Raw genomic sequence first — 23,912 nt, 5'->3', positions numbered from 1 at the left:
CCCTTGATCCACTCGACTTCCTGAAAGTCGGGGCGTCCCCGCGCGCAGAACACCCCAATTTCCTGAATCCCGAGTCGATCAAGGACGCGGGGAGTCACGTACCCAGCCGCGCTTCTCCTTCCCCCGCCGGCCAACGGTGGCGGCCAGGCAGCGTGGGCAGATCCAGCCCACCGCGTCCGCCTCGGTGAGCACATCAGTGCCGGAGTAGTCGAAGCGCACATGCGGGAAGCGACGCAGGCGGGTCCGACTCAGCGCCAGCCCGCACACCGTCTGGTTCTGGCCGGGCAGCCAGGCGTGCACCTCCCCACCCGGCTGGCGTACGCCATCACGCCCGACCTCCTCCCCGGAGGCCGCCACGGCCGGCGCGCTGCTTGATCTCATGCCGGTCCTGGTTCCCCACCGACCCACGCCTATGCGCCGCCATGCGACGTCACCTGAGATCACCGACCCGGCGCAGGTCAGCGCCACATCACCGATCGTGCGAGTCAGGTCGGTGTCGTTGCAGTCGAACGGTGTCCGCAGGTCGGGCAGGCTTTGTCGAGCACCTGTCGACGTACGGTCTGGTGTCGGGCGGCCTGGCCGGCGAGGGCCGCTGCCAGCAGCGCCGCCCCGACAAGAAGGATCGTTCCGGTTGTGGTGGCGTAGGCCGCCGAGCTCGGTCCGCCTCCTTGGCTGCCCCAGATCCCTTGGCTGAGCTGGTTGGCGCCGAACAGGCCGGCCGGGGTGGCGAGCAGCAGGGCCGCCCAGAGGCCGGCGTCGTCGGCTCGCAGGGCGCGGCCGAGCCCGACGAGCAGAACCAGTGCGAACATCAACCCCCCGGCCATCGCCAGCAGTTCGGGGGTCGAGCCGTACGAAGTGAACATGTTCCCGCCGTTCTCGGCGGCGCTGAACGCCACGGACGCGGCCGCCACAGAGCCGGCCGTGAGCGGCGGCAGGCTACGCGCGGCCCGGCCGGGATGGGAGGGCAGTGCGAGCGTGGCCAGGCCGAGCGCGGCGGCGGGGATCAGCACGAACAGCGGCGGCCCCGGTTGTCCGGTGAGGGCGGCGACGGGCGGCACGGTGATGGTCAGCAGGAGACCGCAGGCTGCGGCGGTTCGGGTCCAGGATCCGGGCAGCACCGCGGCGGTGAGGCCAACGAGCAGCCAGCCCAGCCAGATGACAGCGCCGAGGGTCTGGAACGGGCCGACCGGGTCCAGTCTGGCGAAGCGGGGATCTTCGAACTCGACCTGCAAGAGGAAGAAGGCGGCGACCGCGGCGAGGGTGCTCAGCGCGGCGGTCGCGGCCAGCGGGAAAGCGGCGGCCAGCCCAAGTGCGCCGTACGCGCGTAGTCGCTCCCGCATTCCGGCGCCGAGCAGGTCGAGGGCGTCGTGTGGGGATGGCCAGCGCCGCCCCGGTTCGACCGTGTCGAGGTACGTCCCAACGATCTCGTCGCCCCGCTCAGCCTGGTAGCCACTCGGGTAAGCCCACAGCAGCCGCCGGTAGCGGGACTCCAGCGGCGACCCGGCCTGCTCCTGGGCGGGATTGGGCTGGTTCATGCCGGGCCTCCGGTCGGTCGAAGGATGGGGCGGGCGGCGGTTCCGGGGATGGTGAGAGGGCCGCGTGAGGTGCCGTCGGCGGTGCGGGTGCCCGCAGGTTGGGCACGTAACCGCTGCGTGGCAGCCTCGACGTTGCGGCGCAGTCGTTCGGTCTCGGCGGTGAGCACGGACCGACCCGCCTCGGTGAGCCGGTAGTAGCGGCGCAGCCGCCCCTCGACGACCTCCTCGCGGTCCCGCTCGACCAGCCCTTCGTCGGTGAGGCGGTCGAGTGCGCCGTAGAGGGTGCCGGGCCGCAGCGCCAGCCGCCCACCGGAGAGGGCCGCGACGTCGCTGATGATGCCGTAGCCGTGCATGGATTCCCGTGCGAGGGCGGTGAGGATCAAGAAGGTGGGTTCCCGCAGTGGCGTGGGTGTGGCCATGACCTCAATATATCGGTGATGAAGCTATACCGGTGACGAAGCGCTGTGAAAGTTCGCCACAGGTGTCGAGCTCTTAGATCGGCGTCGCTGCGCCAGACCGGGGGCGGACATCAGCTGGGGCACAGCCGGTCGGGTAACCTGAGCGCGCGGGCCGCTAGCTCAATGGCAGAGCTGTGGACTTTTAATCCATAGGTTCAGGGTTCGAGTCCCTGGCGGCCCACTCCACTCCAGCTCAGCGGCCCTCTATGGAGCCGCTGTCTTTGTGATCCGGGCCGGTACAGCAGCGAAGTACAGCAGTAGTGCCTCACCGGTCCAGTGCGCTACCGAGTCGCTTGAGCGCGTCGCGTGTCGCCGCCGAGGAGACCACCGTGTAGATCTCCATGGTGATGGCGAACTGCGCGTGCCGGAGGATCTGCATCGCCACCCGGCGGTGCACGTCAAGGTCGGCCAGGAGCGAGGCGCAGGTCCGCCGGGCGTCCCGGACGGTGATGCGTCGAACCCCGGCCGCGTCGCAGCGGCGGTCCCAGAAGCGGTTGAAGTTGCGCGGCTCGACCGGCCGGCCCTAGCGGGTGGTGAAGATGAGGTGCGAGGGCTGCCATGCCGGCCCGGCGGCGGCGCGGGCGGCGGTCGGTCTGCGTGGCACGGCGGCGAACGAGCGCCACAGTGATCTCGACGTCGGCGTGCCTTGGATGGTGGTAGCGAGCACTCAGAAACTTACTCCTGCTGCTTTACCATACTTTCGTGACCAGGGACAGCGCAGCGCTGATCGCACAAGTGATTCCGGTGGTGGCAATCGCTTTAGGACTAGAAATCCGTTCTTCAGTTGCCAGTATGAAAGAGACAGACCTTGCTAAATCTGGAAAGTTGGACTTCTGGCGACTTTACCCGATTTTGATACAATTGTACATGCTGGTCGTCCTGGCGCTTGCTGAATGCGAGGTAATTCAAGTTGTACTGGCCGATGGGGCAGAACCACGCTGGCTGTGGGTGTTGCGACTGGCGATCGTAGTAGCTTTCCTAGCGCCAATGGCCGACGCAACGTATCGGCTGCGGCAGGTTCTACCGAAGACGCGGATGGGAGTGATGACGCGACACGTCATCAGTGTTTTAGATTTAGCGACATCCGCGACGGTGGTCCTGGCAGCGATATTTTGGCCACGGGGATGAAAATACCAAAATGGAATGCGGGTGTGCGGGCGCGGGGTTGGGGGTGGCCGCTCCGCCTACAAGAAGCTCTCGAGGCAGCACCATCATCCATGGAAGAAGACCAGAAGAACGTGGCGGGTGACCAATTGGCTGACGACGGGCACGAGCGGTCGGGGGACCAGACCACGGGCGTCGGCGGAAGCTGTACCGCTGCTAGACGAACCTTTGATGCGGGCCGGACACAACCGCCGAAGAGTGGTGGAGGTTCGTCGCCGGCAGCCGGCCGCGCCGCGCCTGAGCAGCGCGGCGCAGGAAAGGGTGCGCCGGGTCCGCGCGGCAAGCCCCAAGCATGGGGGTGGTGTCCGCCGAGGGCATGCCGGTCGTCCAGGAGCCGGCTCCGCAGCCGCTCAGGGGCAGGTCAACTGCTCACCTGGGAGGGGGAGGGGTGGCCGCCGGTGGCCAGCTCCGATCCCGGGAGCCGGGTCCGTGCCCGGTGAGGTTGGGTCAACTGCGCCACTGTGGCGGTGTCCGCCGGAGGCGCGGTCCGTGACACGAGAGCCGACTCCGGCTGTTCCGGCAGCGTCCGTACGTGCGTCAAGGTCCGCTTGACGTGGCGGACCGGGCGGCGGCCCGCTCCAGACGAGCGGGTCGGCGGCAGACGGTGAGGATGGCAGACGCGTGATCGTGGAGCACCGGACGACGCGATCAGGCGGCGGACACAGCGGGATCTATCCATGATCCTGTCGTCTAGGGTGGGAGCACTGCTTGGCGACAGCGAACCTTCTGGCGGTGAGAGCCTTGACTGATGAGCGGCAACGCGGCTGGGCGTCCTGGAGTGATCGGCGCCACCTAGTCAGGAGCCGCAAATCCTATCGTTTACTCGTACTGTCCTGGCGGAGCTCGTTGCTTGCGTTAGCTATTGGCGCACTGATCACGGCCCTGTCGATCAATGGCATGATTGGCCACACCGCGCAAGTGGTTCTAATTCTTCCGTGCATTTTGGTGTTTCTCGTGTCTGTACTCGTAGTCGCCGTGGCACTAGCAATTGAGGCGGCCCATTTGTGGCACACCCCACTTGGAAGAGGAATAATCCAGCGTCAAGCTCGTTTTAGCAGCATGTTCTTGGTGGATCTAGTGACCCTCCGTCTGCTTCCACGTAGGAGTTCAGGTGCTGGACTACCTGGGGGACGACGAGCCTGAGCAAGGCCCACGTTCATGCCTAGAAGGCAAGATCCGGAAAATGCACGGAATGATCAAGCGTATCGCTGGGAGCCCGTTCGACGTATGACCTGGCAGGACGAGGGCCGGCCCTTTAGGCGCTAACCCGTTCCTAAACCGTGTGTCGGTCCAACTGGTCCTCGCGTACCCGGAATAGCCTCTGCCCACCCTCTGTCTCGACCCCATCCGGCGCCGTGGAGATGACTAGGGCGCGGTCGTCGTCATGTCTGACGATGCCGCATCGCACGTGAACTGGTGCTGGCAGACGAGTGTCGAAGCTCAGCTGGCCACCGGTGAAGACGGGGACCTTGTCGACGAAGAACCATGACTTGCTGTCCGCGTCGACCAGGCGGACGCGCACCCATCCCGGGAACTCCTGGCTGACCCATGCGACCACCTCGCAGCGGAGAAAGCGTTCTTCCTGAGCCACGGGCCGATCTTGCCCGCTTGGTCGTGCGATGCCAACGACATTGGGGGACATCAGTCAGCGGAGGGCGGCCGGGTCGCGGGGGAATGGCTGTCGACAGCAACGCTGACAGCAACCGCGCCGGACGGCAGCACACTGACGAGCACTGGCACGGAGGAAGCTTCGAGGGTGCAGCCCTTCCCGGACGTGTGCGGACGCGATGCACAGAGCTTGTAAGCGAGACGTCGCGCCCTTCCGAGGGCGACCCAGGCTTACCTGGGAAGCGGGTTGGCGATGTAGACGCCCTTGCCCTGCCGCCCGTCGATCAAGCCCTCAGCTTTGAGCACGAGCATGGAGGCGCGGATCACCGTGTTGCTGACTTCGTAGTGCTCGCACAAGGCAGCGAAGGACGGCAGCTTGTCGCCCGGCTTCAACTGGCCGGAGCTGATCTGCTCGCGGATATCTCGGGCGACCTGTAGGTACGCAGCTTCAGACATAGGTGGTGCTCCCAGCTTGGCGGCTGGTGCAAGCAGACCACACCCCGGGCTCGACTTACAACGCTATGTGTTGCCAGTCGTTGACTATGCGCACATTGCGTCCTATGTTGCTTGTGGGGTTACCCAGCTTGGCGGCCGGGTCGCCCCGCCGTGGGTGCCCTGTCTCCGGACACGGCTGACCGGGTGCCCACGGAACCCCCAGGCGTCGGCGGGAGGCATGGTGACCAGACCAAACGATGCAACTGCCTCAACCGCAGGTGCCGGCCGCGCGAACGGGGATTCCGGACATTGGCAACGAAGGTCGGAGAGTACTCAGCGGCGCGTGACCTACGACGAGTACGTCATCGCAGTGGCGCTCACCCTGGCTCGCCGCCACCGACCGATCTGGTCCTGGCGGCACTGGCGACGTGTCTGCCGCTGCGGAGTCGACCTGCCATGCCGGAGCCGCCACCGCATCCCAATCAACCGTGGCCACTGGCCAAGTCAGGATGGCCCGCAATGACGGCCCACCTCCCGATCACGCCGGCTTGGACCTGCGGTGGCTGCGGTGCCGACTGGCCATGCCAAACCCGAAGGCGCGAGCTGCGAGCCGAGTACGACCTCGCCCCGGTGTCGCTGGCCCTCTACCTCGCCGCCCAGCTCGTCGACGCCGCCCAGGACCTGGCCCACGTACCCGCCGGCCAGCTCCACCACCGCTTCCTCGCCTGGACCCGATGAGCATCCTTCGGCACGGTGACGAGAAGTTCCACTACAGCGACGGCTCCCACAAGTGGATCCCGCCGGACTCGGACTACGACCAAGAGGTCTGGGACGAGCAGGTCCGCCAGCACAAGCAATGCCACCTCAAGAACGAGCGCCCGAAGATCCGCATCCAGCGCCTCGTCTGACGCCAGCAGTACAGCAGCGAAGTACAGCAACCGTGCCAGCCGAATCGGTCCGAGATACACGCCAGCACCCCGGATGACCTCGAACCACGCCGCAAAAGGCCAGCTCGCCGGCAATCCATAGGTTCAGGGTTCGAGTCCCTGGCGGCCCACCATTCAGCGCCCCTCAGGCATGATCTTGGCTCCCGGGATGTGCAGACGAGTTGCCGTCCGCCGGCCGCAGAAAGCTGCCGACCAGGCGGCGCGGGCGGTCCTCCTTCGGTAGCCAGTGCACGTAGGTTTCCAGTGCGATCCGCAGGTTGGCCTGCCTTAGCGCCTTCTGCACCTCCTGGGGCTCGATGCCGTTGCTCATGAGCGTGGCGTAGCCGACTTGCGGCGAAGCCGGGCGTGACTTGTCCCGGCTAGACGATCTACGGCCAGTCGTAGATTCTTCTGACAGGCGGCTGTGCCGTGCGCCGTGACCGGAGCAGGAGAAGAAGCCCGAAGACGCCCGATATCGCGACGGCGGTCAGGCCTAGGACGGCGGCGGCTGGGACTCCTCGGGTAGCGCCGTAACCCGCGCCCGCCGCGACAATTCCGGCGGCGCTCGCCGCTGCCGACGCCTGGGGCAGTGTGAGCATCGGGAGCACGCCGCGTGCCGACCAAGTGAACACGCCTCTGACAAGAGTGGCGGCCAGCGCGACAAGGCAAGGCCACACCATCCAACGAGCGTCCATCGACCTGCCGGTGTCTACCGCGAACCAACCAAACAGCAACACGATCGCGGCCGGGAGGGTCGCAAGGTGCATCGCGACGGTCAGGGTCCGGCGGTGGAGCTTTCGATATTGCCTGGCCAGGTGCCGTGCAGGGGCACTGTCCGGATTCACGGTGAGCGCCCGCTGGATGAGCTCCTTGAACCGCGCTACGTCGCGATCGACCTCGACGACGTTCCGGGCGAGCAGACTCAGGGCCTCGTGGTCATCGGGTGCAAGCTCCACCGCGCGCTTCGCGTCGGCATACGAATCCCCGTCCCGGTTGAGCATGAGAAGAGCGAGCGCTCGGTAGCGGTAGGCAGCCACATCCTCGGGGTTGATTTCGATCGCTCGACCAGCCGCATCGACCGCAGCGGCATGTTCGCCGAATCCAATCAAGGCACCGGCGAGGCGGCGCCAGGCAATGCCGTCATCCGGGTGCGCGCCCAGGTGCTCGCGCAGCAGTTCGATGGCGGGCCCGAACTGCTCGGCCCGAACCAACTCGCGCGCACGTGCGACCGCCTCATCGCCGTTTCCGGACTGCGGTTCCATGCCGCTGCTCCCTATCCCCGTCTGATCAGCCAGTGAAGAAGTATCACCCCAGATCTGCGGAGCCCGTCCCGGGCATGATGCGCCCGGATGCGTCCATCGGCGTTCACGGCGGCTGGCGGTGCGCGCCTCAGATCAGCCTGCCCCCACCGTGGCCCGTCATGGCTCCCGCCTGCCGGCCGGACGGTCGAAGGCTCCCTCGGATGGCTGACCACCGGCCGGCGGCTGGGCCGCGATCACCCGATCCGCTGCCGCCAGGGCGGCCAGAGCCTCGGCGCTGCCCGGTTCGGGCGTGCCGACCAGCAACTGCTGACCGGGAGCGTCGCGGACGTCGAAGGTCTGGTAGGTCAGCTGGACCTGCCCGGCCTCGGGGTGGTTTATGACCTTGAACATGCGGGTCAGGCCCCGCACGGTCTGGTCTGCCCAGAGGGTGCGGAACGCCGGCGAGTCGCGTCGCAGGTCGGCCACGAGCGCCCGAATGTGGGGATCGTCCGGGAAGCGGCCGGCGTTGAGTTGCAGGGCGTGTACGACGTTCTCGGTCAGGGACGGCCAGTCGGGGAAGACGGTGCGGGCCTGCGGATGCTGGAACAGCACCCGGACCATGTTGGTCGGGCCGGTGAACGGGGACAGCAGGGCTGCCGCCACGCTGTTGGTGGCCAGCACCTCGAATGCGGGACTGAGCACGTAGGCGGCGGCGGTGGGGAAGGCTTCCAGCAGCCGCAGCAGCGCCGGGTGCACGGATTCCCGGGAGTTGTCCGGGCCGAGGCGGGGGTGGAGCCCGGCGAGTTGGAAGAGATGGCGGCGCGCGTCGGGGTCGAGGTGCAGGGCCCGACCGATCGCGTCGAGCAGTTGTGCGGAGGGGTTGCGCTCTCGGCCCTGTTCGAGGCGGGCGTAGTAGTCGGCGCTCACCCCGGCCAGGACTGCGAGCTCCTCGCGGCGCAGCCCGGGTACCCGGCGGTCGCCGCCCCTGGGCAGTCCGACGTCTTTCGGGTCGACTCGCGCGCGGCTGGCCCGGAGGAACTCCCCGAGCCGGTTTGCATCGGGCATGTCGATCAGCCTAGGACTTCGGGCCGGAGTCGCCGAACGACTGGTGACTTCGCCGCGGGTTGCGCGATCCAGGGGTCGAGACCGCTCGGGACAGAGAGCCCTGAACCGGATGAAACGTACGCGGTGCCGGGGGTGTGGCGCACCCCGGAAGCCTCGCCCTTCCAGGGCCCGCGTACCAGCCGGATCGTTGAGCTGCGGCGCTCGGGCAGCGGGCCCGACGGGCAACAGGGGGATCAGTGGAAAACAGTGCCGACTCGAAGATCATTCTCATCACCGGTTCGAGCAGTGGTATCGGTGCGGCGACCGCCCGCCGGCTGGCCGCCGACGGCCATCACGTCGTGCTCGGTGCCCGACGCGTCGACAGGCTCGCCGCGCTCGTCGACGAACTGCGCGCCGCCGGTGGCACCGCCGAGCACCATGAGCTGGACGTCACGAGCCGAGACAGCGTGCTCTCCTTCGTCGAGGGCGCCCACAAACGGCACGGCCGCGTCGACGTACTGGTGAACAACGCTGGCGTGATGGCCCTGTCCACCCTCGACGCGCTGCGGGTCGACGAGTGGGACCAGATGATTGAGGTGAACCTGCGCGGCACCCTGTACGGCGTCGCCGCCGCGTTGCCACTGATGCGCGCCCGGGGCACGGGGCACATCATCAACATCGGTTCCACCGCCGCGTACCGCGTCGACCCGACGGCTGCGGTCTACTGCGCCACCAAGTACGCGGTTAGGGCGCTCACCGAAGGGCTGCGCCAGGAGAGCCGGGACATCCGGGTGACCCTGGTGAGCCCCGGCTACACCCACTCGGAACTCGCCGAACGGGGTGGCGACCCTGCGGTGCGGGCTGCCGTCCAGGCGGCGGCCGAAGCGCTGGGAATGCCGGCCTCGGCGGTAGCTGACGCGATTGCCCACGCGATCGCCCAGCCGGACGGCGTCGACGTCAACGAGATCATCATGCGGTCGACAGCGCAGGGCTGACCGCGCATCACGAGGAGTGCACCAATGAGCGAAGCGCTTGAGATGACGACGTTCCGGCTCGTCCCCGGCCTCACCGGTGCCGACTTCGTCAACGCCAACGAGGACATCAACGACTACCTGCGGCGCCAGCCCGGCTTCCGGTGGCGTCGGATCGTGCAGGACGACGACGGCACCATCACCGACATCGTCGCGTGGGACTCCGCCGCGGATGGCCGGCGCAGCGCCTCGGGGATCATGACCGAGATGGCCGGCTCCCCGGTGCACGCCACCATCGATCAGGCCACCGTCGACTTCCGGATCATCCCGTTGCTGCAGCACACCAGCTGACCTCAATCGGCTGGGACCGCCCCTCGTGGACGACGCGTCCGAGACCTGGCGTCGAGGGCGGACGTGGATATCCTCTTCAGGTGCCGGCCCGTGTGGAGATCGTTGACATGGGTTCGGCACTGCGAAGGGACTATCGACATGCCCCGTGTGGTACCGGCGGTCAACCGCGCACTCGACGTCCTCGAGCTGTTCCTGGACTGCCCTCAGCTGTCGGCGCGCCAGGTGATGGAGCGGCTCGACCTGCCCCGCACCACGGTCCACGAGTTGCTCGTCACGCTTGAGGCTCGTTCGTATCTGATCTCCGTACCGGGTCAGCCGGTGCAGTATCGGCTCGGTATGCCGCTGTTCCAGCTCGGCGCGGCGTTCGCGGGCCGGCTTGATCTGGTTCGTGAGGCGCAGTGCGTGGTGCGGGACGTGGCTGCCGTGTGCCACGAGGCGGTTCACGTGGCGGTGCTCGACGGCCCCGATGTGATCTATCTGGTGAAGTTCGACAGCACGCACCCTGTCCGGATGGTCTCGGGGGTGGGGCGGCGGCTGCCGGCGCACTGCACGGCGGTCGGCAAGGTGCTGTTGTCGAGCCTCGATGAGGCGGGCCTGGATGCTGTCCTGATGAAGGGCGAGCTGCCGGGCATGACGCCGGACAGCATCACCGATCCGGACGAGCTGCGTAAGCATCTCGATCGTGTCCGCGCGGACAGGGTCGCGGTCGACATCGGTGAGTCTGACAGTGCCATGCGCTGTGTCGCTGCGGCAATCCGGGACCATTCCGGCACCACCATCGCCGCGATGAGCCTGTCCGCGCCGATCATCCGGTGGACGCCGCAGGCGTACGCGGAGTGGACCGGGCTGGTTCGTGAGGGCGCGGCGGCGCTGTCGGCTCGCATGGGCTACCGGGCCCGGTCTCGGTAGTCCGCCTCCCGTTTTCGGCTCGAAACCACATCGAAACATTGACAGCTCTCTTGGTGCTGCTCTAGCGTCGCGACCACTCGATACGGTATCTCGAACTCAGTTCGAAATCTCGAACGGTGGTGGTCGCGTGGCCCGGCCGAACTGCAACATCAGCGCAGCTTTCTCGGCCCGGTCGCCGATCGCCTCAACCTCGTCGCGCTACCCGGCGAGCGACGCGCGACACCCCACGCGCGGCTCGCTCGAATGCCACGACGACGCGCGCGTCAACGGACTCCCGACGGTGGACGACGGCAAGAGCAGTCCCATCGCCACTGCGGCGACCCCAACAACCGCAACAGCGGGTACGCGAGCGCACTGATCGATGCGGGCGACGCGTCAGTGGTCGCCGTCAGCAGGGACATCTGAAGCACAAACACACCTTCGGCGTGCAGTGGTGCGGAAAACAGAGGAGGCGAATGTCCATGAACGACAACCCGATGTGGTCCCGGCGCGGGTTTCTGGGGATGGGGGTGGGGGTGCTTGGCGCGGCTGGTCTGGCCGCGTGTGGGGACACCTCCGAATCGCCCGCCAAGGTGCAGGCGGACGTTCCGCAGGAGCTGATCGACGCCGCTGCGTCGATGAAGGGCTCCGCGATGGGGATGCTGTCGCAGAAGCTGTACTCGACGGCGGCGAACGAAGCCCTCGACAGCTCGATCAAGAAGTTCGCCGACACCACCGGGACGAAGATCGAGAACAGTCTCGTCCAGGCCGACGCCGGCGACGTGGTGGCCAAGATCGACGCCGAGGTCAAGGGTGGGGTGGCCCGTGACCTGGCGTTCATGACCGACTCGCGGTTCGTCGCGCAGTTCCAGGCGCTGGGCGACCTGGAGGACGTGACGGACGTCGTCACGACGCTGACCGCCAAGTACGGCGAACCCTGCGCCGAGGCCAAGAACTTCTGCGTCTTCGACGGCAAGTGGTTCGCGATCCCGTACCACTTCATCGGGATCGGGTCGTTCCTGCGCAAGGACTGGATGCAGGACAAGGGCATCGCCCCCAAGGACATCTACAGCTGGGAAGAGCTGCGGGACCTGTGCCTGGAGATCTCCGATCCGGCCAAACGCCGGTTCGGCTGGGGCATGACGGTGAACCGGTCCGGTGACGGCAACGGCATGATCGAGGCGCTGATCAACGCCTACGGCGGGTCGATCGCCTCCAACGACGGCCGGAAGGTCACCTTCAACTCGCCCGAAACGGTGCAGGCGGTGGCCTTCCTCGGCGACATCTACACCAATCCCAAGTACAAGCCGATGTTGCCGCCGGGGATCGCCAGCTGGACCGACACCAGCAACAACGAGAACTGGCTCGCCGGGATCCTCGGCTACACCCGCAACCAGTTCAGCGTGTACGCGGACTCCCGGACCAAGAAGAACCCGGTGCACGAGAACACCCACGTGTTCTCCGACTGCATCGGGCCGGCGACCGACAATCCGCTGCTGCTCGGCCAGTCGCAGGGTTTCGTCGTCTTCAAGGGCGCCAAGAACCCGGCGCTCGCCAAGCTCCTGGCGCAGTACCTGGTCAGCGCGCCCGCGCTGCTGGGGGTGGCGAAGGAGGCACCCGGCCTGGTGATGCCCGCCTGGGAGAAGGTCTGGGACGCCGACCCGTTCTTCACCAGCGGCGACCCGGCGTTCCCCATGCTGCGCAAGATCACTGAATTGAAGCTGCCGCTGAACACGAAGAACGGCCTGGCCTTCCCGCAGAAGGCCAGCGCGGGCCAGCAGGCGGTGGGATCGGCCTACGTCCTGACCGACATGATGCAGCAGGTCGTGCAGGGAACGTCGCCGGCACAGGCCGTGACGGCCGCCCACGCGAAGATGGTGCAGATCTTCAACCAGCAGGGGCTGCCGCAGTGAGCTCTGTCCGTCCTGCGCGGGTCTCGACGGCGAGGAAATCCTCGCCGTCGGGGCCCGGCTCTCTCACCGCGGTCCAGCGCCGGCTGGGGCGTGACTGGCGACTGGCGGCCCTGTTCCTGACGCCCATGGCCGTGCTGGTCGGCGGGCTCGTCCTCGTGCCGATCGCCCGGTCGATCATCACCAGCACCACGGAACGGCACGGGCAGGACAGCGTCTTCGTCGGCCTGGACAACTACCTCGCTCTCGTCGGCGACGACCAGTTCCACACCGGCGTGGTGAACTCGTTCGTCTTCACCGCGTACGCCGAGGTTTTCAAGGTCGTGCTGGGGTTGGCCGCGGCCCTGCTGCTGCACCATCGACGCCGGGGACGGGCGCTGCTGGCCGGGTTGCTCCTGGTGCCGTGGGTGGTGCCGACGGTGGTGACGGCGTTCAGCTGGCGGGCGCTGCTGGACCCGATCTTCGGCAGCGTCAACACGCTGCTCACCGCTAGCGGGATCGGGCCGCTGCTGGCCAGCGCGCACCTGGTCGACAGCTGGCCGGCGGGCTGGCTGTCCGAACCGTCGCTGGCCATGCCGTCGGTGATCCTCGTCAACGTCTGGAAGGGAGTGCCGTTCTTCACCGTGTGTTTCCTCGCGGGGTTGAAGGCCATCCCGGCGGACCTCTACGAGGCGGCGACCATCGACGGGGCGTCGGCGTGGCAGCGGTTCGCCAACGTGACACTGCCCGGACTGCGCCACGTGATCACCGTGACGGTGACCCTGTCGTCGATCTGGACGTTCAACAACTTCGACCTCGTCTGGTTGCTGACGCAGGGCGGGCCGGGCGACGTGACCGCGCCGTACGTGCTCGTCGCCTACTCCAAGGCGATCCTGCAACTGCAGTACGGCGCGGGGGCGGCGGTCACGCTCGTCATGCTGCCGATCATCGGTGGGCTGGTGTTCATCCTGGTCCGGTTGTTGCGCCAGGACACCAACATCAAGCTGCCCCGCCGACGTCGGGCAGCGCGGTGGGGCGGGACGCGGCGGTGGGCCGGACCAGCGCGCAAGGCCCTGCCGTGGGTCGTCACCGCCCTGGTCACCGGTCTGCTGCTCTGGGCCTCGCCGAAGATCTTCTGGAAGGCGGCGGTGGTCCTCGCGGTGATTCTGCTGGTCGCGGCGGCGGTCGGCCGGATCGTCTCGACCCTCCAGTCGCGAGGTGGTCGCCGGTCGTCGTCGGTGGTGTCGGGCGTGGGGTCCTGGGTCGCGCTGGCCGGTCTGCTCTTCTTCGTGCTGGGCCCGCTGTACTGGATCGCCGTCACGGCGTTCAAGTCCGAGGGGCAGGTCGTCATGCGCACCGACGACCTGTGGCCAACGCCGTGGACCCTGGAACAGTTCGGGGCCCTCTTCGCCAACCAGCCATTCGGCCGCTGGTACCTCAACACGCTGCTGGTGTCGGCGGCATCCACCGTGGTCGCACTGGTCTGCGCCGCCCTGGCCGGCTACGCGCTGGCCCGGCTGCGGTTCCGCGGGGCGCAGAGCTTCACCGTCACGGTGCTGCTCACCTACGTGATGCCGGGCGCGCTGCTGTTCATCCCGCTGTACCAGATGCTCATCGGTGCCCGGCTCACCGACTCGTTGTGGTCGTTGGTGGTGACGTACCCGACCTTCACGCTGCCGTTCGCGACCTGGCTGCTGGTGGGGTACTTCTCGTCGATCCCCATCGAGCTGGAGGAGGCCGCGCTGGTCGACGGTTGCAGCCGCGTCCAGGCGTTCGGCCGCGTGGTGCTGCCGCTGGCCAAGCCCGGGCTGCTGGCGGTCGCGCTCTTCACCCTGACCAACGCCTGGAACGAGTTCCTCTTCGCCTTCGTGTTCATCACGAAGGACGAGTACAAGACGCTCCCGGTGGGGATGCAGTCGATGATCGCCGGCGACGTCGTGCCACAGGGACAACTCGCCGCGGCGTCGCTGCTCGTCAGCATCCCCGTGGTGATCATGTACGCCCTCGGGCAGCGCTTCCTCACCCAAGGGCTCACCGCGGGGGCGGTGAAGGGCTGATCGGAGGCAGCCGGCCGTTCGGCGCTACCAGGCCATGTTGACGGCACGCTCGAAGTTGACGTAACCGGCGCGGGCGAAGGCGTTCGCCATCGGGGCGTTGCCCAGGTCGGTGGCGGCGCGGATGCGCGGCACGTGCTCCTCGGCCAGGACGCGGGTGCCTTCGGCGAGGAGGCCGTCGACGTAACCGTGGCCGCGGTGTTCCGGAACGACGCCAAGGTAGGCGATCACCGGGTGGTAGGCGTTGCGGGCCGGGACGACGAACCCGACGGGGTCGCCGTCCCGGCCCAACGTGCCGACACGCCACCACTGCCGGGGGCTGGAGTACGCGGCGAACTCCTGCTCGTAGTGCTTGACCGCGACCTCGTGCGCGGACATCTGCGCCAGGTCACCACGACTGTGCGCGTCCAGGGTCCCGTCCAGGACGCGGGTCATCAACGCGATCAGCTCGTCGGTGTCGCCGACCGGGCGGAAGGCGAGGCGCTGGTCGGGCTTCGGCACGCCGGCCGCGGGGGCCCATTCGAGGCGGAGCCGTTCGACGGTCAGGTGCGCGCCGACGTTCTCCAGTACACCCATCCTCAGGCGCACCGCCCGGTACGCGTCCGGATCCTCATGCCAGTCCGCCGGAACGAAGCGACCGTACTCGGGAGGGGTGGTCCCGGTCGGCAGGACCTGCTTGGCGGCCGTCTCGTACAGCGTCTGCGCCACCTCGGTCACATCTTCGGCGGTGTCGTCGACGTCGAGGATGTCCAGCAACAGCGGACTGCTGTCGCCGCTGCGGCCCCACCAGGCGACCCGGGCCAGCAGACGATCACCGTGCAGGGCCACCCACATCCACTCCGGCCGGCGACGGAGACCGGCGAGGTCGTCGGCGAGTTCGTGGTTGATGGTGTACGGGAGGCCGTTGAACAGGTCGACCTCGTCCGGCCCGGTGATGGGACGGATCGTGACGCGGTCGGGGGATGTTGTCATGCGGATTCGTCTCCGGCCTCGGTGCGGGTGTAGGTGAGGAAGAGGGCGCCACTGCCCAGGACGGTGTGGTCGGTCAGGCGCCAGGTGCGTGGTGCGAAGACGGCGTCGCGGCCGAACAGCGGGATGCCGGCGCCGATGGTCAGCGGGGCGAGTTTGACGATCAGCTGGTCGATCTCGGGGTACAGGGCACCGGCCAGGGCGCCACCGCCGATCACCCAGATGTCCTTGCCGTCGTGCCGCTTGAGCTCTCGTACCGTGGCGATTGGATCGTGGTCGATGACCTCGACGGCCGGGTCCGGGCTGGTGCCCAGCGTGCGGGAGAACACCAGGTGGCGCAGGTGGGGGTACGCGTCGGTCACGCCTGCCTTCAGCCCCACCTGGTAGGAGTGACGCCCTTCCAGCACGGTGTCGAACCGGCTGCCCTCGTCGACGATGCCGAACGCCTGCCGGGCCGGGCCGGGCAGGGTCTCCGGGTATTCGGAGACCAGGTGGTGCAGGTAGTCGTCCGGAACGGGCCAGAAGCCGCCGGGGCCGGTGGGGTCGGCGCCGTCGGGGCCGGCGATGAAGCCGTCGAGGGTGGTGGCGATGTAGTACACGAGCCTGCGCACGAAAGCTCCTTGACCGGGTGCCGGTTGTTGACGCCACCAGCCTGGCTGGCAAGGTCCCGAGCGACAAGATCAGGCCTGGTAACGTGCGATAACACCTCGCTAATACCTGAATCGGGACCTTGGTGGAACTTCGGGATATTGAAATCTTTCTGACCCTGGCGGAGGAACTGCATTTCACCCGCACCGCCGAGCGGCTGCACGTGACCCAGGCCCGGGTCAGCCAGGCGATCAAGAAGCAGGAACGTCGCATCGGGGCCGCCCTGTTCGAACGCAACAATCGGCAGGTGGCGCTGACACCGATCGGTCAGCGGCTCTTCGACGACATCCAGCCCATGTATCAGGGCCTGTGTGACGGGATGGACCGGGCCCGGCTCGCCGCGCGCGGTAAGACCGGCGTGCTGAGGATCGGGTCGATCGCCGTCAACCTCCACGATTTCCGCGAGTTGTTCGACGGGTTCGCGAAGGATCATCCCGAGTGCGAGGTGCAGCTCCGGCATGTCGACTTCGGCGATCCCTTCGGTCGGCTGCGCGCCGGCGACATCGACGTGCAGATCGTGTGGCTGCCCGTCAAGGAGCCGGACCTCACCGTCGGCCCGGTGATCTACACCGAACCCATCGTGCTGGCCGTCGGGGTCACCCACCGGCTGGCCGGCCGTGATTCGGTCTCCTACGAGGACCTGGCGGACGAGACGGTCATGGGCGGGGCCCGGCCGGACTACTGGCGGGAAATCCTGGTGCCGCTGCGCACACCCAGCGGACGGTTGATCCCGATCGGTCCGTCGGTCGCCAACTTCCAGGAGATGATCCCGATCCTCGTCACTGGTGAAGCCGTCTCGCCCGTGCACGCCCAGGCCGCCCGCTACTACGCGCGGCCGGACATCGCCTACGTGCCCATCCGGGACGCCCCGCTGGCCACCTGGGGGCTGATCTGGCGTACCGGGAGCGAGACGGAACTCGTTCGATCCTTCGCCAGCGTCGCGCACCACCTCAACTCCATCGAGTAGCCCGACTGGCTCACCCTGCCGCATGGTACGAATGCCGCAGAGCGTGCATAACCCACAGGACGGGCGGACCGATGACGAGGAGCAGCGCGGGCAAGCTGCTGCGGAAACCCGGGGACCCGCAACGGGCCACCTTCCTGGAGCTCTTCTTCGATCTGGCGTTCGTCTACGTGCTCACCCAGCTCGGGCGGGTGCTCAGCCAGGACCTCACCTGGCGGGGGGCCTTCCACACGCTGGTGCTGCTGCTGGCTGTGTGGTGGGTCTGGTGCAGCACGGCGACGGTCCCGGACCGATTCGACCCGCGGCGGCCGACGATTCAACTGCTGGTCATCGCGACCCTGGTCGGCAGTCTGCTGATGGCCGTCGCGTTACCGGAGGCCTTCGGAGCACACAGCCTGGTCTTCGCGGGGGCGTACGTCACCGTCCAGGTCGGTCGCAGCATCGGCCTTCTCATCGCCCTGCGGGGCCACGAGCTGCAACGCGGCGCCCTACGGGTGGTCATCTGGTTCTGCGTCTCCGCCGTGCCGTGGATCGCAGGGGCACTGGTGCACGGCACCGCTCAGGAGGCACTGTGGGTGCTGGCGGTGGCCATCGACTATCTGGCGGGAAAACTCCGCTACCTGACACCCGGCCTGGGCCGCTCGCCGCCCTCGGAGTTGCCGAGCGCCGCCGAACACCTGGCCGAGCGTCACCGGCAGTTCTTCATCATCGCGCTGGGCGAGATGATCCTGGTCTCCGCGTCGACCTTCGGCGGCGGCGGCTTCGCACCCGACCGGACCACTGCGTTCCTGGTGTCGATCGCCGCCACGGTGCTGATCTGGCGCATCTACATCTACCGTGCCGGGGAGTTGTCGGCGTCAGCCATCGCCAACTCCCGCGACCCGGCCCGCCTTGGACTGTCGGCGTTCTACGCCCACCTGGTCATGGTGGCCGGTGTCGTCGTCGCGGCGGTCGGCGCCGAACTCGTCATCGCCCATCCGGCCGGACGACCCGAACCAGCCTTGATCGCGATCATCCTCGGCGGACCGGTGCTGTTCCTGGCCGGGCGCTCCCGCTTCGAGTACGTGGTCTTCAGCCGGGTGTCCTGGGACCGGCCGATCGGGCTGCTCGCCCTCGCCGCGCTGACGCCGTTGATGCTCCTCGTACCGCCGATCGTGGCCGCCGTCGCCGCCGCCGCGGTCCTGGCCGGGATCGCCATCTCGGACGCCGCCCGTGCGCGAGGTCGCCCACCTGAGTCGCCGTCGCCACCTGGATAGCCAGCCAAGACCCCGCCGGGCCTCACTGCCTGAGCTGCTTCTCGAACCAGTGGTGGGCGTAGCGCTCGGTGTTGTACGCCTCGATCTCCCGGTAACCGGTCGCCCGGTACAGGGCGATCGCCTCGGTGAGGTTGCGATTGGTGTCCAGCCGGACGGCGGTCGCGCCACGCTCGGCGGCGTACCGTTCCAACTCGCCCAGCAGCCGCCGCCCGACGCCGAGCCCACGTACGGTGTCGGCCACCCACACGCGTTTGATCTCGGCGGGCTCGTCCCGGTGGAGCTTCACCCCGCCGCAGCCGATCGGTTCGCTGTTGAGGGTGGCGAGCAGGAGCACCCCGTTGGGCGGGACGAGCGCATCGTCGTGGAGCGGCTTGCTCAGTGCGGGGTCGAAACCGTCGTCGAATCGTCGGGCGATGTCCCGGACGTAGGCTCGCAGGCACGAGCGGGCCCGCGGGTCGCTCGGCGGGCACGGCTCGATGACGACCATCGACCCGATGAGCAGCCGTTCGACCTCGGCCATGGCGGTGACGAGCCGTTCTCGGCGGTGTTCGGTGAGCGGTTCGAGGATCGAGGCGGCGAGGTCGTCCGACCGTTGATCGAGGTCGGCCCACTGGGTCCGGCCGGCGTCGGTGAGCATGGCGACGCGTACCCGGCCGTCGCCGCCGGTCTGGTCGACCGGTCCGACGGTGATGAGGCCGTCGTTCTCCAGCGTCCGCAGAAGTCGACTGAGGTATCCGGAGTCCAGGCCGAGCCGGGCCCGTAACGCGGCGACCTCGGCACCGGCGGGGCCGATCTCCCAGAGCAGCCGAGCCTGCCCCAGGGGACGCCCCTGGGCCATGTACTCGTCGTCGAGCGCACCCACCCGTTGGGTGACCGTCCGATTGAACCGCCGCACGGCGGCGATGAGAGCCGAGTCCATGTACCTGACTTTAGTCAGGCTTCCCGATTACGCGCCAGGTCGGGTGCGGTGGTAGGACCTGATGCCGGCGTGATCCAGAACGACCACCACCAGCACCACCACAGTGCCGACCGCGCTGACCGCCACCAGCGGCAGCCGCAGGAAGGCAGCCGCGCCCCCCAGCACGAGCAGGGCCACCACCCGAGGCCAGGAGAGTCGCCGGTGGATGGCCGCCGAGAAGAGGATCCGCCCGGCGAGGAACAGCGCCGGACCGCTCAGGATGACCAGGACCGCCGTCGTGTCACCGACCCGCAGCGGGTGGGCGATGCTCAGCTCGGCGCCGACGGCGGTGACCACCAACCCGGCGACCATCACCAGATGCAGGTAGCCGGTGATCACCCCGAGTCGAGACGGGTCGGCGTGCTCGATGGCCGGGCCGAGACGCTGACCGGCGGGCGTGACGTACAGCAGACCGATCAGCACCGCGGTGGCGAAGACCAGCAGGAACGTGGCGGTCTGCGGGAGGGCGAGGTCGGTGCCCGCGTACGACAGGCCGGCAACCAGGACCAGCTCGCCAAGCGCAATGATCATGATCTGTTGGTACCGCTCGGCGAAGTGCTCACCGGCCAGATGCAGCTCCTGCGGCCCGACCCGACCCATCCACGGAGTGGGCCAGCCGAATCGCGGGCCGGTGAGGTCGATGGCGAGGGCGAGCAGCCAGAGCAACGTGCGCCACTCAGGCAGAAACCCACCGGCCAACCACGGTACGGCCGAGACGCTGAACCAGCACAGAATGCGCAGCGCCCTCCGCTGGCGCGGGTGGCCACGCAGCGAGAACGCGGTCACCACGCCCCGGGCGATGTGCACCGAGACGTACGCGCCGGCGAAGAGCAGACCCCGCCCGTCCATCGCCTGCGGGATCGCCACCCCGGCCAGCAGGCTGCCCAGCGCGGCACCGACCAGCAGCCAGCGCACCGGCGGGCTCTCCGGGTCGTACCAGTCGGCGAACCAGGTGGTGGTCACCCAGATCCACCAGACCCCGGTCAGCAGCAGGGCGGTGTGCAACGCGCCGACCAGGGTGAGGTCGTGCAGCAGATGGCCGGCGAGCTGGCTGAGGGCCAGCACGAACGCCAGATCGAAGAACAGCTCCAGGAACGAGGCGTTCAGTGGCGAGTCACCGCCTCGCAGCAGCCGTTCGGGTCTGCTCGCCATCGCCGCTCCTCCCGCCGGCGCACGCCCCGCGTCCGTCGTACCACCCGGGGCCGGCCACCGAAGCCGAAAGCGGTCAGCTGCCCAGCGACGACCCGCTGACCCCTCGTGTCGTTGATCCGGCAGCGCCCATGGTCACCGCTGACCACGGTGGGGGCACCGACTCAACGAGGAGGTAAACCGATGACCGCTCAGCGTGAGACCGTGCAGGTCGACCACGACCTGTTCCGCGCCGTGTACGACTCGCCCGCAGCACTGCCCGGCCGACACCGCTGGACCACCCCGGAATCGGACGTCCGGCGGCTGGAGAAACTGCTCGGCATGCCGGCACGCAGCATCGGCGCCCCGCTCTGGGTCAGCGGCGACGAACCCGACTGCCCGAAGTGCCGCCGGCGGGTCACCTGGTACGACATCGTCTCGTCGGCGCTCTCCGGGCTGCACGACAAGGACATGATCGCCACGGTCATCCTGGGCGAGCGCAAGTACGTCAACACCGAGATCCCGGATGCCATCGCCGGGGTGCGCTGCTCGGACTGTCACACCGCGATCGACGGTCTGCGCAGCTTCAAGTGCCACAACTGGGCGTACGCCTTCGAGGAGTTGGAGGCCGTCCGCGCGCGGATGGCCGGCGGTCCCACGCCGCTCTGAGCCGCGGCGGCTCAGCCGGTCCGTGCGGATCCTGCCGCGTTCCCGGGGCACCCTCAAGGTGAACAGTGTATGAACGTGAAGTGAGGTGATGCATGGTCGACTACGGCAGCACGGACGTTCCCGAGATCAGCGCCGAGTGGTACCGCGACGTCGTCGACGCCGCCTCCGGCAGCCCAGAGCCGGTGCAGTGGTTCGTCGGGCACGCCACCGAAGGGGTGATCCTGCTGCTCGGCGCGCTGCTGCTGATGGCCGCGCTGAGCCGCCGGTCCGGCGGCCCGCACGACCGGGCACTCGCCCTGATCGCGCCGCTGCCGGCCCTCCTGGCGTACGTGGGCAGCGAACTCTTCAAGACCGTGGTGGATGAGGAACGCCCCTGCCGAACCATCGGCCGGGAGATCATCGCAAGCGCCTGCCCACCTCCGGGCGACTGGTCGTTCCCCAGCAACCACGCCACCGTGGCCGGCGCGCTGGCGGTCACCACGTTGCTGCTCTCCCGCCGCCTGGGCCTGATCGCCCTGCCCCTGGCCGCGCTCGCCGCCTTCTCCCGGGTCTTCGTGGGCGTGCACTACCCGCACGACGTGATCGCTGGCGTGCTGTTCGGCGCCCTGGTCGCCGTGGTGGCCACCCCGTTGCTGGCCCGCCCGATCGGCGAGGTGCTCCGCCGCCGGGCCAACCGCCCCGACAGCCCGGTCCCCAAACTGGCCAGCCGCTCCCGCCCCTGACCAGTGACCCGTCCGGCGCGGCGGGTCAGCTCGCCAGCAGGAGGGCCGCCACCGTGCCGAGCAGCAGGAACGGGCCGAACGGCAGGTGGCTGCTCCAGTTGGCTCGGCGGGTGACCAGCAGGCCCAGACTCACCAGGGCGGAGAGCCCGAAGGTGAGCAGCATCCCGAACAGCAGCACCGGCCAGCCGTACCAGGCGAGCAGCGCGCCGACGCTGAGCGCCAGTTTGGCGTCGCCCAGCCCGAAGCCGCGGCGGCCGAGCAGCAGCGCGGTGCTGGCGAAGAAGAGCGCCAGCCCCGTGCCGCCGAGGACGGCCCGCAGCCAGTGCCCCGGGTCGGCATCGAGCGCGGCCACGCCGAGCAGCAGCCAGGTCCCCGCCGCCGCGGGGAGGGTGAGCCGATCCGGTAACCGGTGCACGGCCACGTCGACGAAGATCGCCGGGATCGTCCAGCCGAGCCACCAGATCAACGCCGGCAGCGCCCCGCCCGACGGACCGCCGAACGCCAGCAGCACCGCCGCCGCGAGAACGGCCACCTCGACGGTGCCCGGCGGTGAGCCGACCCGGGCACGGCAGTGACCACACCGGGCCGCCGGGCCCAGCGCCGGCCAGGGGCGGGTCAGGCCGACCGGCGCGCCGCAGGCGTCACAGCCGGCCCGGCTGGGCAGACCCGGGGGTACGGCGTGGCGCAGCGCGGCCAACCGCATCAGCGGGCTGATCGCGAGGATCGCGAACACTGCCGGGACGGCCGGATGCGACCTCGCAACGGTGATCACGGATCGTGATTGGACGATCGCTGTGGTGTGGCGGATGGCGCAGAAAGCGACCTGCCGCTCCGGGCCGGCGAGGGTCTTTTGGGCCGCTTCCGCGTCGGGCGTGCTGTTGAATGGTGCCGCCGGCCGATCGGCCGACGACGCTGCTCGAATGCCGGGATGAGACCGCGATGTCCCACTCCCGCGACCCGAGTTGAGACTCCGATGAGCCCAGCCGACCCAGCGACGCCCCATCAATAACGACCTTTCGCTCGGCCATTGTCCCGGGCGCGGTGCGGACACCCGCCACCACCACCTGTCATCACCCAGAGTGTTCACTTGAATTGCCTCTGTTGCATCGTCGAACGTCAGCCTATGCTCGCCCCTTGGGTGTGACGCAAGCCTCACCTTCACCATCGGACGACACAGGACCCCGAATTTGTAGAAGATCCGTAACGGTGAATGCCGAAGCGCAATGAACGGCTCCGGATGTGCTGATCCGGGCGCGCTTCCGCATGTCCGGCGGCGGTGACCCCTCACCGCCTCGGGCGACCACGAGGAGGCTCGACGGTGCGCGGACGGCAGCTCAGACGAGCGGCAATCTGCCTGCTGGCGGTCGTGACGGCGATGCCGGCCACCGCCTGCGCCAATGGACAGGAAACGGTCGAACGACCGACGGCAGCCCGCGACGACGGGCACCGGATCAATCCCGACGTCGATCGCCAGGCCGCCGAAAAGGCGGCACTTGACGCGTACTCCGGTTATCTCACGGCCTCGCGGAAGGCAGGCCAACGCAGTGATCCGCGCGCGCCGGAACTGTCCCGGTTTCTCGGTGATCCACTGCTGACGCGGGTTCGGGTGTCCATTCGCGAGGCTAAGGAGCACGGCGCTATGCGTACCGGGACGTTGAAGTCCGACCCGACCGTGACCGCCGTCAGCCTGGACGCGAAACCGGCCACCGTGGAGATCCAGGATTGTCTGGACACGACCGGCTATCGGCTGGTCTACGCCAAGGACAAACGCCCGGTCCCGGGCAGCGGCGGCGGCAGGCACCTCTCCACCGCCACCGCGACCCGGTATCCGGACGGCCGCTGGTTGATCAACTATGGCAAGACGCACCGGGACCAGCCGTGCTGACCCGATCTGCGACAACGCGACGGGCACTCGCCGGGATCGGCCTCGCGCTCCTGCTGGTGCTCGGCGCGACAGTGCCGGCCACCGCCGCTCGACGGGCCGACCCGGGGGCCGGCTGCCCGCCCGACCAACCCGACTGCAGCGTCTGGGAC

26 protein-coding genes, 1 tRNA gene and 1 pseudogene are annotated in these 23,912 nt (G+C 68.4%); 14 read left to right on the top strand and 14 right to left on the bottom strand.

Annotation, left to right across the window (positions count from 1 at the left end; translation table 11 throughout):
- Nucleotides 1-78 precede the first annotated feature (78 nt).
- The 3 genes from DLJ59_RS26120 to DLJ59_RS26110 all read right to left on the bottom strand — a co-directional run bounded on the left by DLJ59_RS26120 (nt 79) and on the right by DLJ59_RS26110 (nt 1,954).
- Nucleotides 79-381: a hypothetical protein gene (locus DLJ59_RS26120; RefSeq protein ID WP_124775458.1), complete on the bottom strand. Its 303-nt coding sequence runs from the start codon at nt 379-381 to the stop codon at nt 79-81.
- Between the two features lie 104 nt (nt 382-485).
- Entirely contained in the window at nt 486-1,535 is a 1,050-nt protein-coding gene (locus DLJ59_RS26115) for a GlsB/YeaQ/YmgE family stress response membrane protein (RefSeq protein ID WP_124775456.1), read from the bottom strand.
- Entirely contained in the window at nt 1,532-1,954 is a 423-nt protein-coding gene (locus DLJ59_RS26110) for a PadR family transcriptional regulator (protein ID WP_124775454.1), read from the bottom strand. The genes DLJ59_RS26115 and DLJ59_RS26110 overlap by 4 nt, the downstream gene beginning before the upstream one ends.
- A 148-nt stretch (nt 1,955-2,102) precedes the next feature.
- Here DLJ59_RS26110 and DLJ59_RS26105 point away from each other — a divergent pair.
- Nucleotides 2,103-2,174 (top strand) — tRNA-Lys (locus DLJ59_RS26105).
- 84 nt (nt 2,175-2,258) lie between these two features.
- Here the strand turns inward: DLJ59_RS26105 and DLJ59_RS38400 are convergent.
- Nucleotides 2,259-2,579: pseudogene (locus tag DLJ59_RS38400) on the bottom strand (tyrosine-type recombinase/integrase); the annotation flags it as partial.
- A 116-nt stretch (nt 2,580-2,695) separates the two neighbouring features.
- Between DLJ59_RS38400 and DLJ59_RS26095 the strand changes: the two are divergent.
- Nucleotides 2,696-3,121, top strand: a complete 426-nt coding sequence (locus tag DLJ59_RS26095; protein WP_124775452.1) for a hypothetical protein — start codon at nt 2,696-2,698, stop codon at nt 3,119-3,121.
- A gap of 1,309 nt (nt 3,122-4,430) precedes the next feature.
- Here the strand turns inward: DLJ59_RS26095 and DLJ59_RS26090 are convergent.
- Nucleotides 4,431-4,748, bottom strand: a complete 318-nt coding sequence (locus DLJ59_RS26090; protein ID WP_124775450.1) for a hypothetical protein — start codon at nt 4,746-4,748, stop codon at nt 4,431-4,433.
- 248 nt (nt 4,749-4,996) lie between these two features.
- Nucleotides 4,997-5,221, bottom strand: a complete 225-nt coding sequence (locus DLJ59_RS26085) for a winged helix-turn-helix domain-containing protein (protein ID WP_124775448.1) — start codon at nt 5,219-5,221, stop codon at nt 4,997-4,999.
- A 498-nt stretch (nt 5,222-5,719) separates the two neighbouring features.
- Here DLJ59_RS26085 and DLJ59_RS26075 point away from each other — a divergent pair, with 498 nt between their 5' ends.
- Both DLJ59_RS26075 and DLJ59_RS36690 read left to right on the top strand, forming a co-directional pair.
- Nucleotides 5,720-5,938 (top strand): flavin reductase, encoded by a 219-nt coding sequence (locus DLJ59_RS26075; RefSeq protein ID WP_124775444.1) that lies wholly within the window; start codon nt 5,720-5,722, stop codon nt 5,936-5,938.
- Entirely contained in the window at nt 5,935-6,108 is a 174-nt protein-coding gene (locus DLJ59_RS36690; protein WP_167493895.1) for a hypothetical protein, read from the top strand. The genes DLJ59_RS26075 and DLJ59_RS36690 overlap by 4 nt, the downstream gene beginning before the upstream one ends.
- Before the next feature lie 163 nt (nt 6,109-6,271).
- Here the strand turns inward: DLJ59_RS36690 and DLJ59_RS26070 are convergent, their stop codons facing one another.
- The 3 genes from DLJ59_RS26070 to DLJ59_RS26060 all read right to left on the bottom strand — a co-directional run bounded on the left by DLJ59_RS26070 (nt 6,272) and on the right by DLJ59_RS26060 (nt 8,432).
- On the bottom strand, nt 6,272-6,457 hold the full coding sequence (locus DLJ59_RS26070; protein ID WP_124775442.1) for a hypothetical protein: 186 nt from the start codon (nt 6,455-6,457) through the stop codon (nt 6,272-6,274).
- 58 nt (nt 6,458-6,515) lie between these two features.
- Nucleotides 6,516-7,388: a tetratricopeptide repeat protein gene (locus tag DLJ59_RS26065; RefSeq protein ID WP_124775440.1), complete on the bottom strand. Its 873-nt coding sequence runs from the start codon at nt 7,386-7,388 to the stop codon at nt 6,516-6,518.
- A 156-nt stretch (nt 7,389-7,544) separates the two neighbouring features.
- Entirely contained in the window at nt 7,545-8,432 is an 888-nt protein-coding gene (locus tag DLJ59_RS26060) for a helix-turn-helix domain-containing protein (RefSeq protein WP_124775438.1), read from the bottom strand.
- Between the two features lie 236 nt (nt 8,433-8,668).
- Between DLJ59_RS26060 and DLJ59_RS26055 the strand changes: the two genes are divergently transcribed.
- From DLJ59_RS26055 to DLJ59_RS26035, 5 genes are all read left to right on the top strand, one after another.
- Nucleotides 8,669-9,406, top strand: a complete 738-nt coding sequence (locus DLJ59_RS26055) for an SDR family oxidoreductase (protein ID WP_124775436.1) — start codon at nt 8,669-8,671, stop codon at nt 9,404-9,406.
- Nucleotides 9,407-9,430: 24 nt separating this feature from the next.
- Nucleotides 9,431-9,733 carry a hypothetical protein gene (locus DLJ59_RS26050; RefSeq protein ID WP_124775434.1) on the top strand — a complete coding sequence of 101 codons (303 nt, stop codon included), beginning with the start codon at nt 9,431-9,433 and terminating at the stop codon, nt 9,731-9,733.
- A 138-nt stretch (nt 9,734-9,871) separates the two neighbouring features.
- On the top strand, nt 9,872-10,642 hold the full coding sequence (locus DLJ59_RS26045; RefSeq protein WP_124775432.1) for an IclR family transcriptional regulator: 771 nt from the start codon (nt 9,872-9,874) through the stop codon (nt 10,640-10,642).
- A gap of 455 nt (nt 10,643-11,097) precedes the next feature.
- Nucleotides 11,098-12,534, top strand: coding sequence for an extracellular solute-binding protein (locus DLJ59_RS26040; RefSeq protein ID WP_244236237.1), 1,437 nt, complete (start codon nt 11,098-11,100; stop codon nt 12,532-12,534).
- 125 nt (nt 12,535-12,659) lie between these two features.
- Nucleotides 12,660-14,567 carry an ABC transporter permease gene (locus DLJ59_RS26035; protein ID WP_244236236.1) on the top strand — a complete coding sequence of 636 codons (1,908 nt, stop codon included), beginning with the start codon at nt 12,660-12,662 and terminating at the stop codon, nt 14,565-14,567.
- A 24-nt stretch (nt 14,568-14,591) separates the two neighbouring features.
- On the opposite strand, the gene DLJ59_RS26030 is transcribed toward DLJ59_RS26035, so the two are convergent.
- Nucleotides 14,592-15,536: a GNAT family N-acetyltransferase gene (locus tag DLJ59_RS26030; RefSeq protein WP_124775428.1), complete on the bottom strand. Its 945-nt coding sequence runs from the start codon at nt 15,534-15,536 to the stop codon at nt 14,592-14,594.
- The gene (locus DLJ59_RS26025) at nt 15,533-16,144 is read right to left on the bottom strand and encodes a dihydrofolate reductase family protein (protein ID WP_124775426.1); all 612 of its coding nucleotides are present in this window, start codon (nt 16,142-16,144) and stop codon (nt 15,533-15,535) included. The genes DLJ59_RS26030 and DLJ59_RS26025 overlap by 4 nt, the downstream gene beginning before the upstream one ends.
- A gap of 122 nt (nt 16,145-16,266) precedes the next feature.
- Between DLJ59_RS26025 and DLJ59_RS26020 the strand changes: the two genes are divergently transcribed.
- Together DLJ59_RS26020 and DLJ59_RS26015 are read left to right on the top strand one after the other, a co-directional pair.
- Nucleotides 16,267-17,148 carry a LysR family transcriptional regulator gene (locus DLJ59_RS26020; RefSeq protein ID WP_124775424.1) on the top strand — a complete coding sequence of 294 codons (882 nt, stop codon included), beginning with the start codon at nt 16,267-16,269 and terminating at the stop codon, nt 17,146-17,148.
- A 71-nt stretch (nt 17,149-17,219) separates the two neighbouring features.
- The gene (locus DLJ59_RS26015; RefSeq protein WP_124775422.1) at nt 17,220-18,401 is read left to right on the top strand and encodes a low temperature requirement protein A; all 1,182 of its coding nucleotides are present in this window, start codon (nt 17,220-17,222) and stop codon (nt 18,399-18,401) included.
- 22 nt (nt 18,402-18,423) lie between these two features.
- Here DLJ59_RS26015 and DLJ59_RS26010 read toward each other — a convergent pair whose 3' ends face one another.
- Nucleotides 18,424-19,320, bottom strand: coding sequence for a helix-turn-helix domain-containing GNAT family N-acetyltransferase (locus tag DLJ59_RS26010; RefSeq protein ID WP_124775420.1), 897 nt, complete (start codon nt 19,318-19,320; stop codon nt 18,424-18,426).
- Nucleotides 19,321-19,347: 27 nt separating this feature from the next.
- Nucleotides 19,348-20,511, bottom strand: a complete 1,164-nt coding sequence (locus DLJ59_RS26005; protein WP_124775418.1) for a low temperature requirement protein A — start codon at nt 20,509-20,511, stop codon at nt 19,348-19,350.
- Between the two features lie 180 nt (nt 20,512-20,691).
- On the opposite strand from DLJ59_RS26005, the gene DLJ59_RS26000 reads away from it, so the two are divergent.
- Both DLJ59_RS26000 and DLJ59_RS25995 read left to right on the top strand, forming a co-directional pair.
- Nucleotides 20,692-21,156, top strand: a complete 465-nt coding sequence (locus DLJ59_RS26000; RefSeq protein ID WP_124775416.1) for a hypothetical protein — start codon at nt 20,692-20,694, stop codon at nt 21,154-21,156.
- A gap of 92 nt (nt 21,157-21,248) precedes the next feature.
- Entirely contained in the window at nt 21,249-21,878 is a 630-nt protein-coding gene (locus DLJ59_RS25995) for a phosphatase PAP2 family protein (RefSeq protein WP_124775414.1), read from the top strand.
- Between the two features lie 25 nt (nt 21,879-21,903).
- Here the strand turns inward: DLJ59_RS25995 and DLJ59_RS25990 are convergent, their stop codons facing one another.
- Nucleotides 21,904-22,581, bottom strand: a complete 678-nt coding sequence (locus tag DLJ59_RS25990; RefSeq protein WP_124775460.1) for a prepilin peptidase — start codon at nt 22,579-22,581, stop codon at nt 21,904-21,906.
- A 672-nt stretch (nt 22,582-23,253) separates the two neighbouring features.
- Here DLJ59_RS25990 and DLJ59_RS25985 point away from each other — a divergent pair.
- On the top strand, nt 23,254-23,763 hold the full coding sequence (locus tag DLJ59_RS25985; protein WP_358026848.1) for a hypothetical protein: 510 nt from the start codon (nt 23,254-23,256) through the stop codon (nt 23,761-23,763).
- Nucleotides 23,764-23,912 lie beyond the last annotated feature (149 nt).

It is taken from the genome of Micromonospora inaquosa (assembly GCF_003857055.1).
GTDB classification, from domain to species: domain Bacteria; phylum Actinomycetota; class Actinomycetes; order Mycobacteriales; family Micromonosporaceae; genus Micromonospora; species Micromonospora inaquosa.
The sequence above is the reverse complement of the archived record's forward strand: the minus strand, read 5'-3'. Positions and strand labels throughout refer to the sequence as shown.

What these genes read in the sequence shown, in the direction of transcription:
- DLJ59_RS26120 (WP_124775458.1), bottom strand. Translation starts at nt 381, where the DNA reads ATGAGATCAAGCAGCGCGCCGGCCGTGGCGGCCTCCGGGGAGGAGGTC.
- DLJ59_RS26115 (WP_124775456.1), bottom strand. Translation starts at nt 1,535, where the DNA reads ATGAACCAGCCCAATCCCGCCCAGGAGCAGGCCGGGTCGCCGCTGGAG.
- DLJ59_RS26110 (WP_124775454.1), bottom strand. Translation starts at nt 1,954, where the DNA reads ATGGCCACACCCACGCCACTGCGGGAACCCACCTTCTTGATCCTCACC.
- DLJ59_RS26085 (WP_124775448.1), bottom strand. Translation starts at nt 5,221, where the DNA reads ATGTCTGAAGCTGCGTACCTACAGGTCGCCCGAGATATCCGCGAGCAG.
- DLJ59_RS26075 (WP_124775444.1), top strand. Translation starts at nt 5,720, where the DNA reads ATGACGGCCCACCTCCCGATCACGCCGGCTTGGACCTGCGGTGGCTGC.
- DLJ59_RS36690 (WP_167493895.1), top strand. Translation starts at nt 5,935, where the DNA reads ATGAGCATCCTTCGGCACGGTGACGAGAAGTTCCACTACAGCGACGGC.
- DLJ59_RS26070 (WP_124775442.1), bottom strand. Translation starts at nt 6,457, where the DNA reads ATGAGCAACGGCATCGAGCCCCAGGAGGTGCAGAAGGCGCTAAGGCAG.
- DLJ59_RS26065 (WP_124775440.1), bottom strand. Translation starts at nt 7,388, where the DNA reads ATGGAACCGCAGTCCGGAAACGGCGATGAGGCGGTCGCACGTGCGCGC.
- DLJ59_RS26060 (WP_124775438.1), bottom strand. Translation starts at nt 8,432, where the DNA reads ATGCCCGATGCAAACCGGCTCGGGGAGTTCCTCCGGGCCAGCCGCGCG.
- DLJ59_RS26050 (WP_124775434.1), top strand. Translation starts at nt 9,431, where the DNA reads ATGAGCGAAGCGCTTGAGATGACGACGTTCCGGCTCGTCCCCGGCCTC.
- DLJ59_RS26045 (WP_124775432.1), top strand. Translation starts at nt 9,872, where the DNA reads ATGCCCCGTGTGGTACCGGCGGTCAACCGCGCACTCGACGTCCTCGAG.
- DLJ59_RS26040 (WP_244236237.1), top strand. Translation starts at nt 11,098, where the DNA reads ATGTCCATGAACGACAACCCGATGTGGTCCCGGCGCGGGTTTCTGGGG.
- DLJ59_RS26035 (WP_244236236.1), top strand. Translation starts at nt 12,660, where the DNA reads ATGGCCGTGCTGGTCGGCGGGCTCGTCCTCGTGCCGATCGCCCGGTCG.
- DLJ59_RS26030 (WP_124775428.1), bottom strand. Translation starts at nt 15,536, where the DNA reads ATGACAACATCCCCCGACCGCGTCACGATCCGTCCCATCACCGGGCCG.
- DLJ59_RS26015 (WP_124775422.1), top strand. Translation starts at nt 17,220, where the DNA reads ATGACGAGGAGCAGCGCGGGCAAGCTGCTGCGGAAACCCGGGGACCCG.
- DLJ59_RS26010 (WP_124775420.1), bottom strand. Translation starts at nt 19,320, where the DNA reads ATGGACTCGGCTCTCATCGCCGCCGTGCGGCGGTTCAATCGGACGGTC.
- DLJ59_RS26005 (WP_124775418.1), bottom strand. Translation starts at nt 20,511, where the DNA reads ATGGCGAGCAGACCCGAACGGCTGCTGCGAGGCGGTGACTCGCCACTG.
- DLJ59_RS26000 (WP_124775416.1), top strand. Translation starts at nt 20,692, where the DNA reads ATGACCGCTCAGCGTGAGACCGTGCAGGTCGACCACGACCTGTTCCGC.
- DLJ59_RS25995 (WP_124775414.1), top strand. Translation starts at nt 21,249, where the DNA reads ATGGTCGACTACGGCAGCACGGACGTTCCCGAGATCAGCGCCGAGTGG.
- DLJ59_RS25990 (WP_124775460.1), bottom strand. Translation starts at nt 22,581, where the DNA reads ATGCGGTTGGCCGCGCTGCGCCACGCCGTACCCCCGGGTCTGCCCAGC.
- DLJ59_RS25985 (WP_358026848.1), top strand. Translation starts at nt 23,254, where the DNA reads ATGCCGGCCACCGCCTGCGCCAATGGACAGGAAACGGTCGAACGACCG.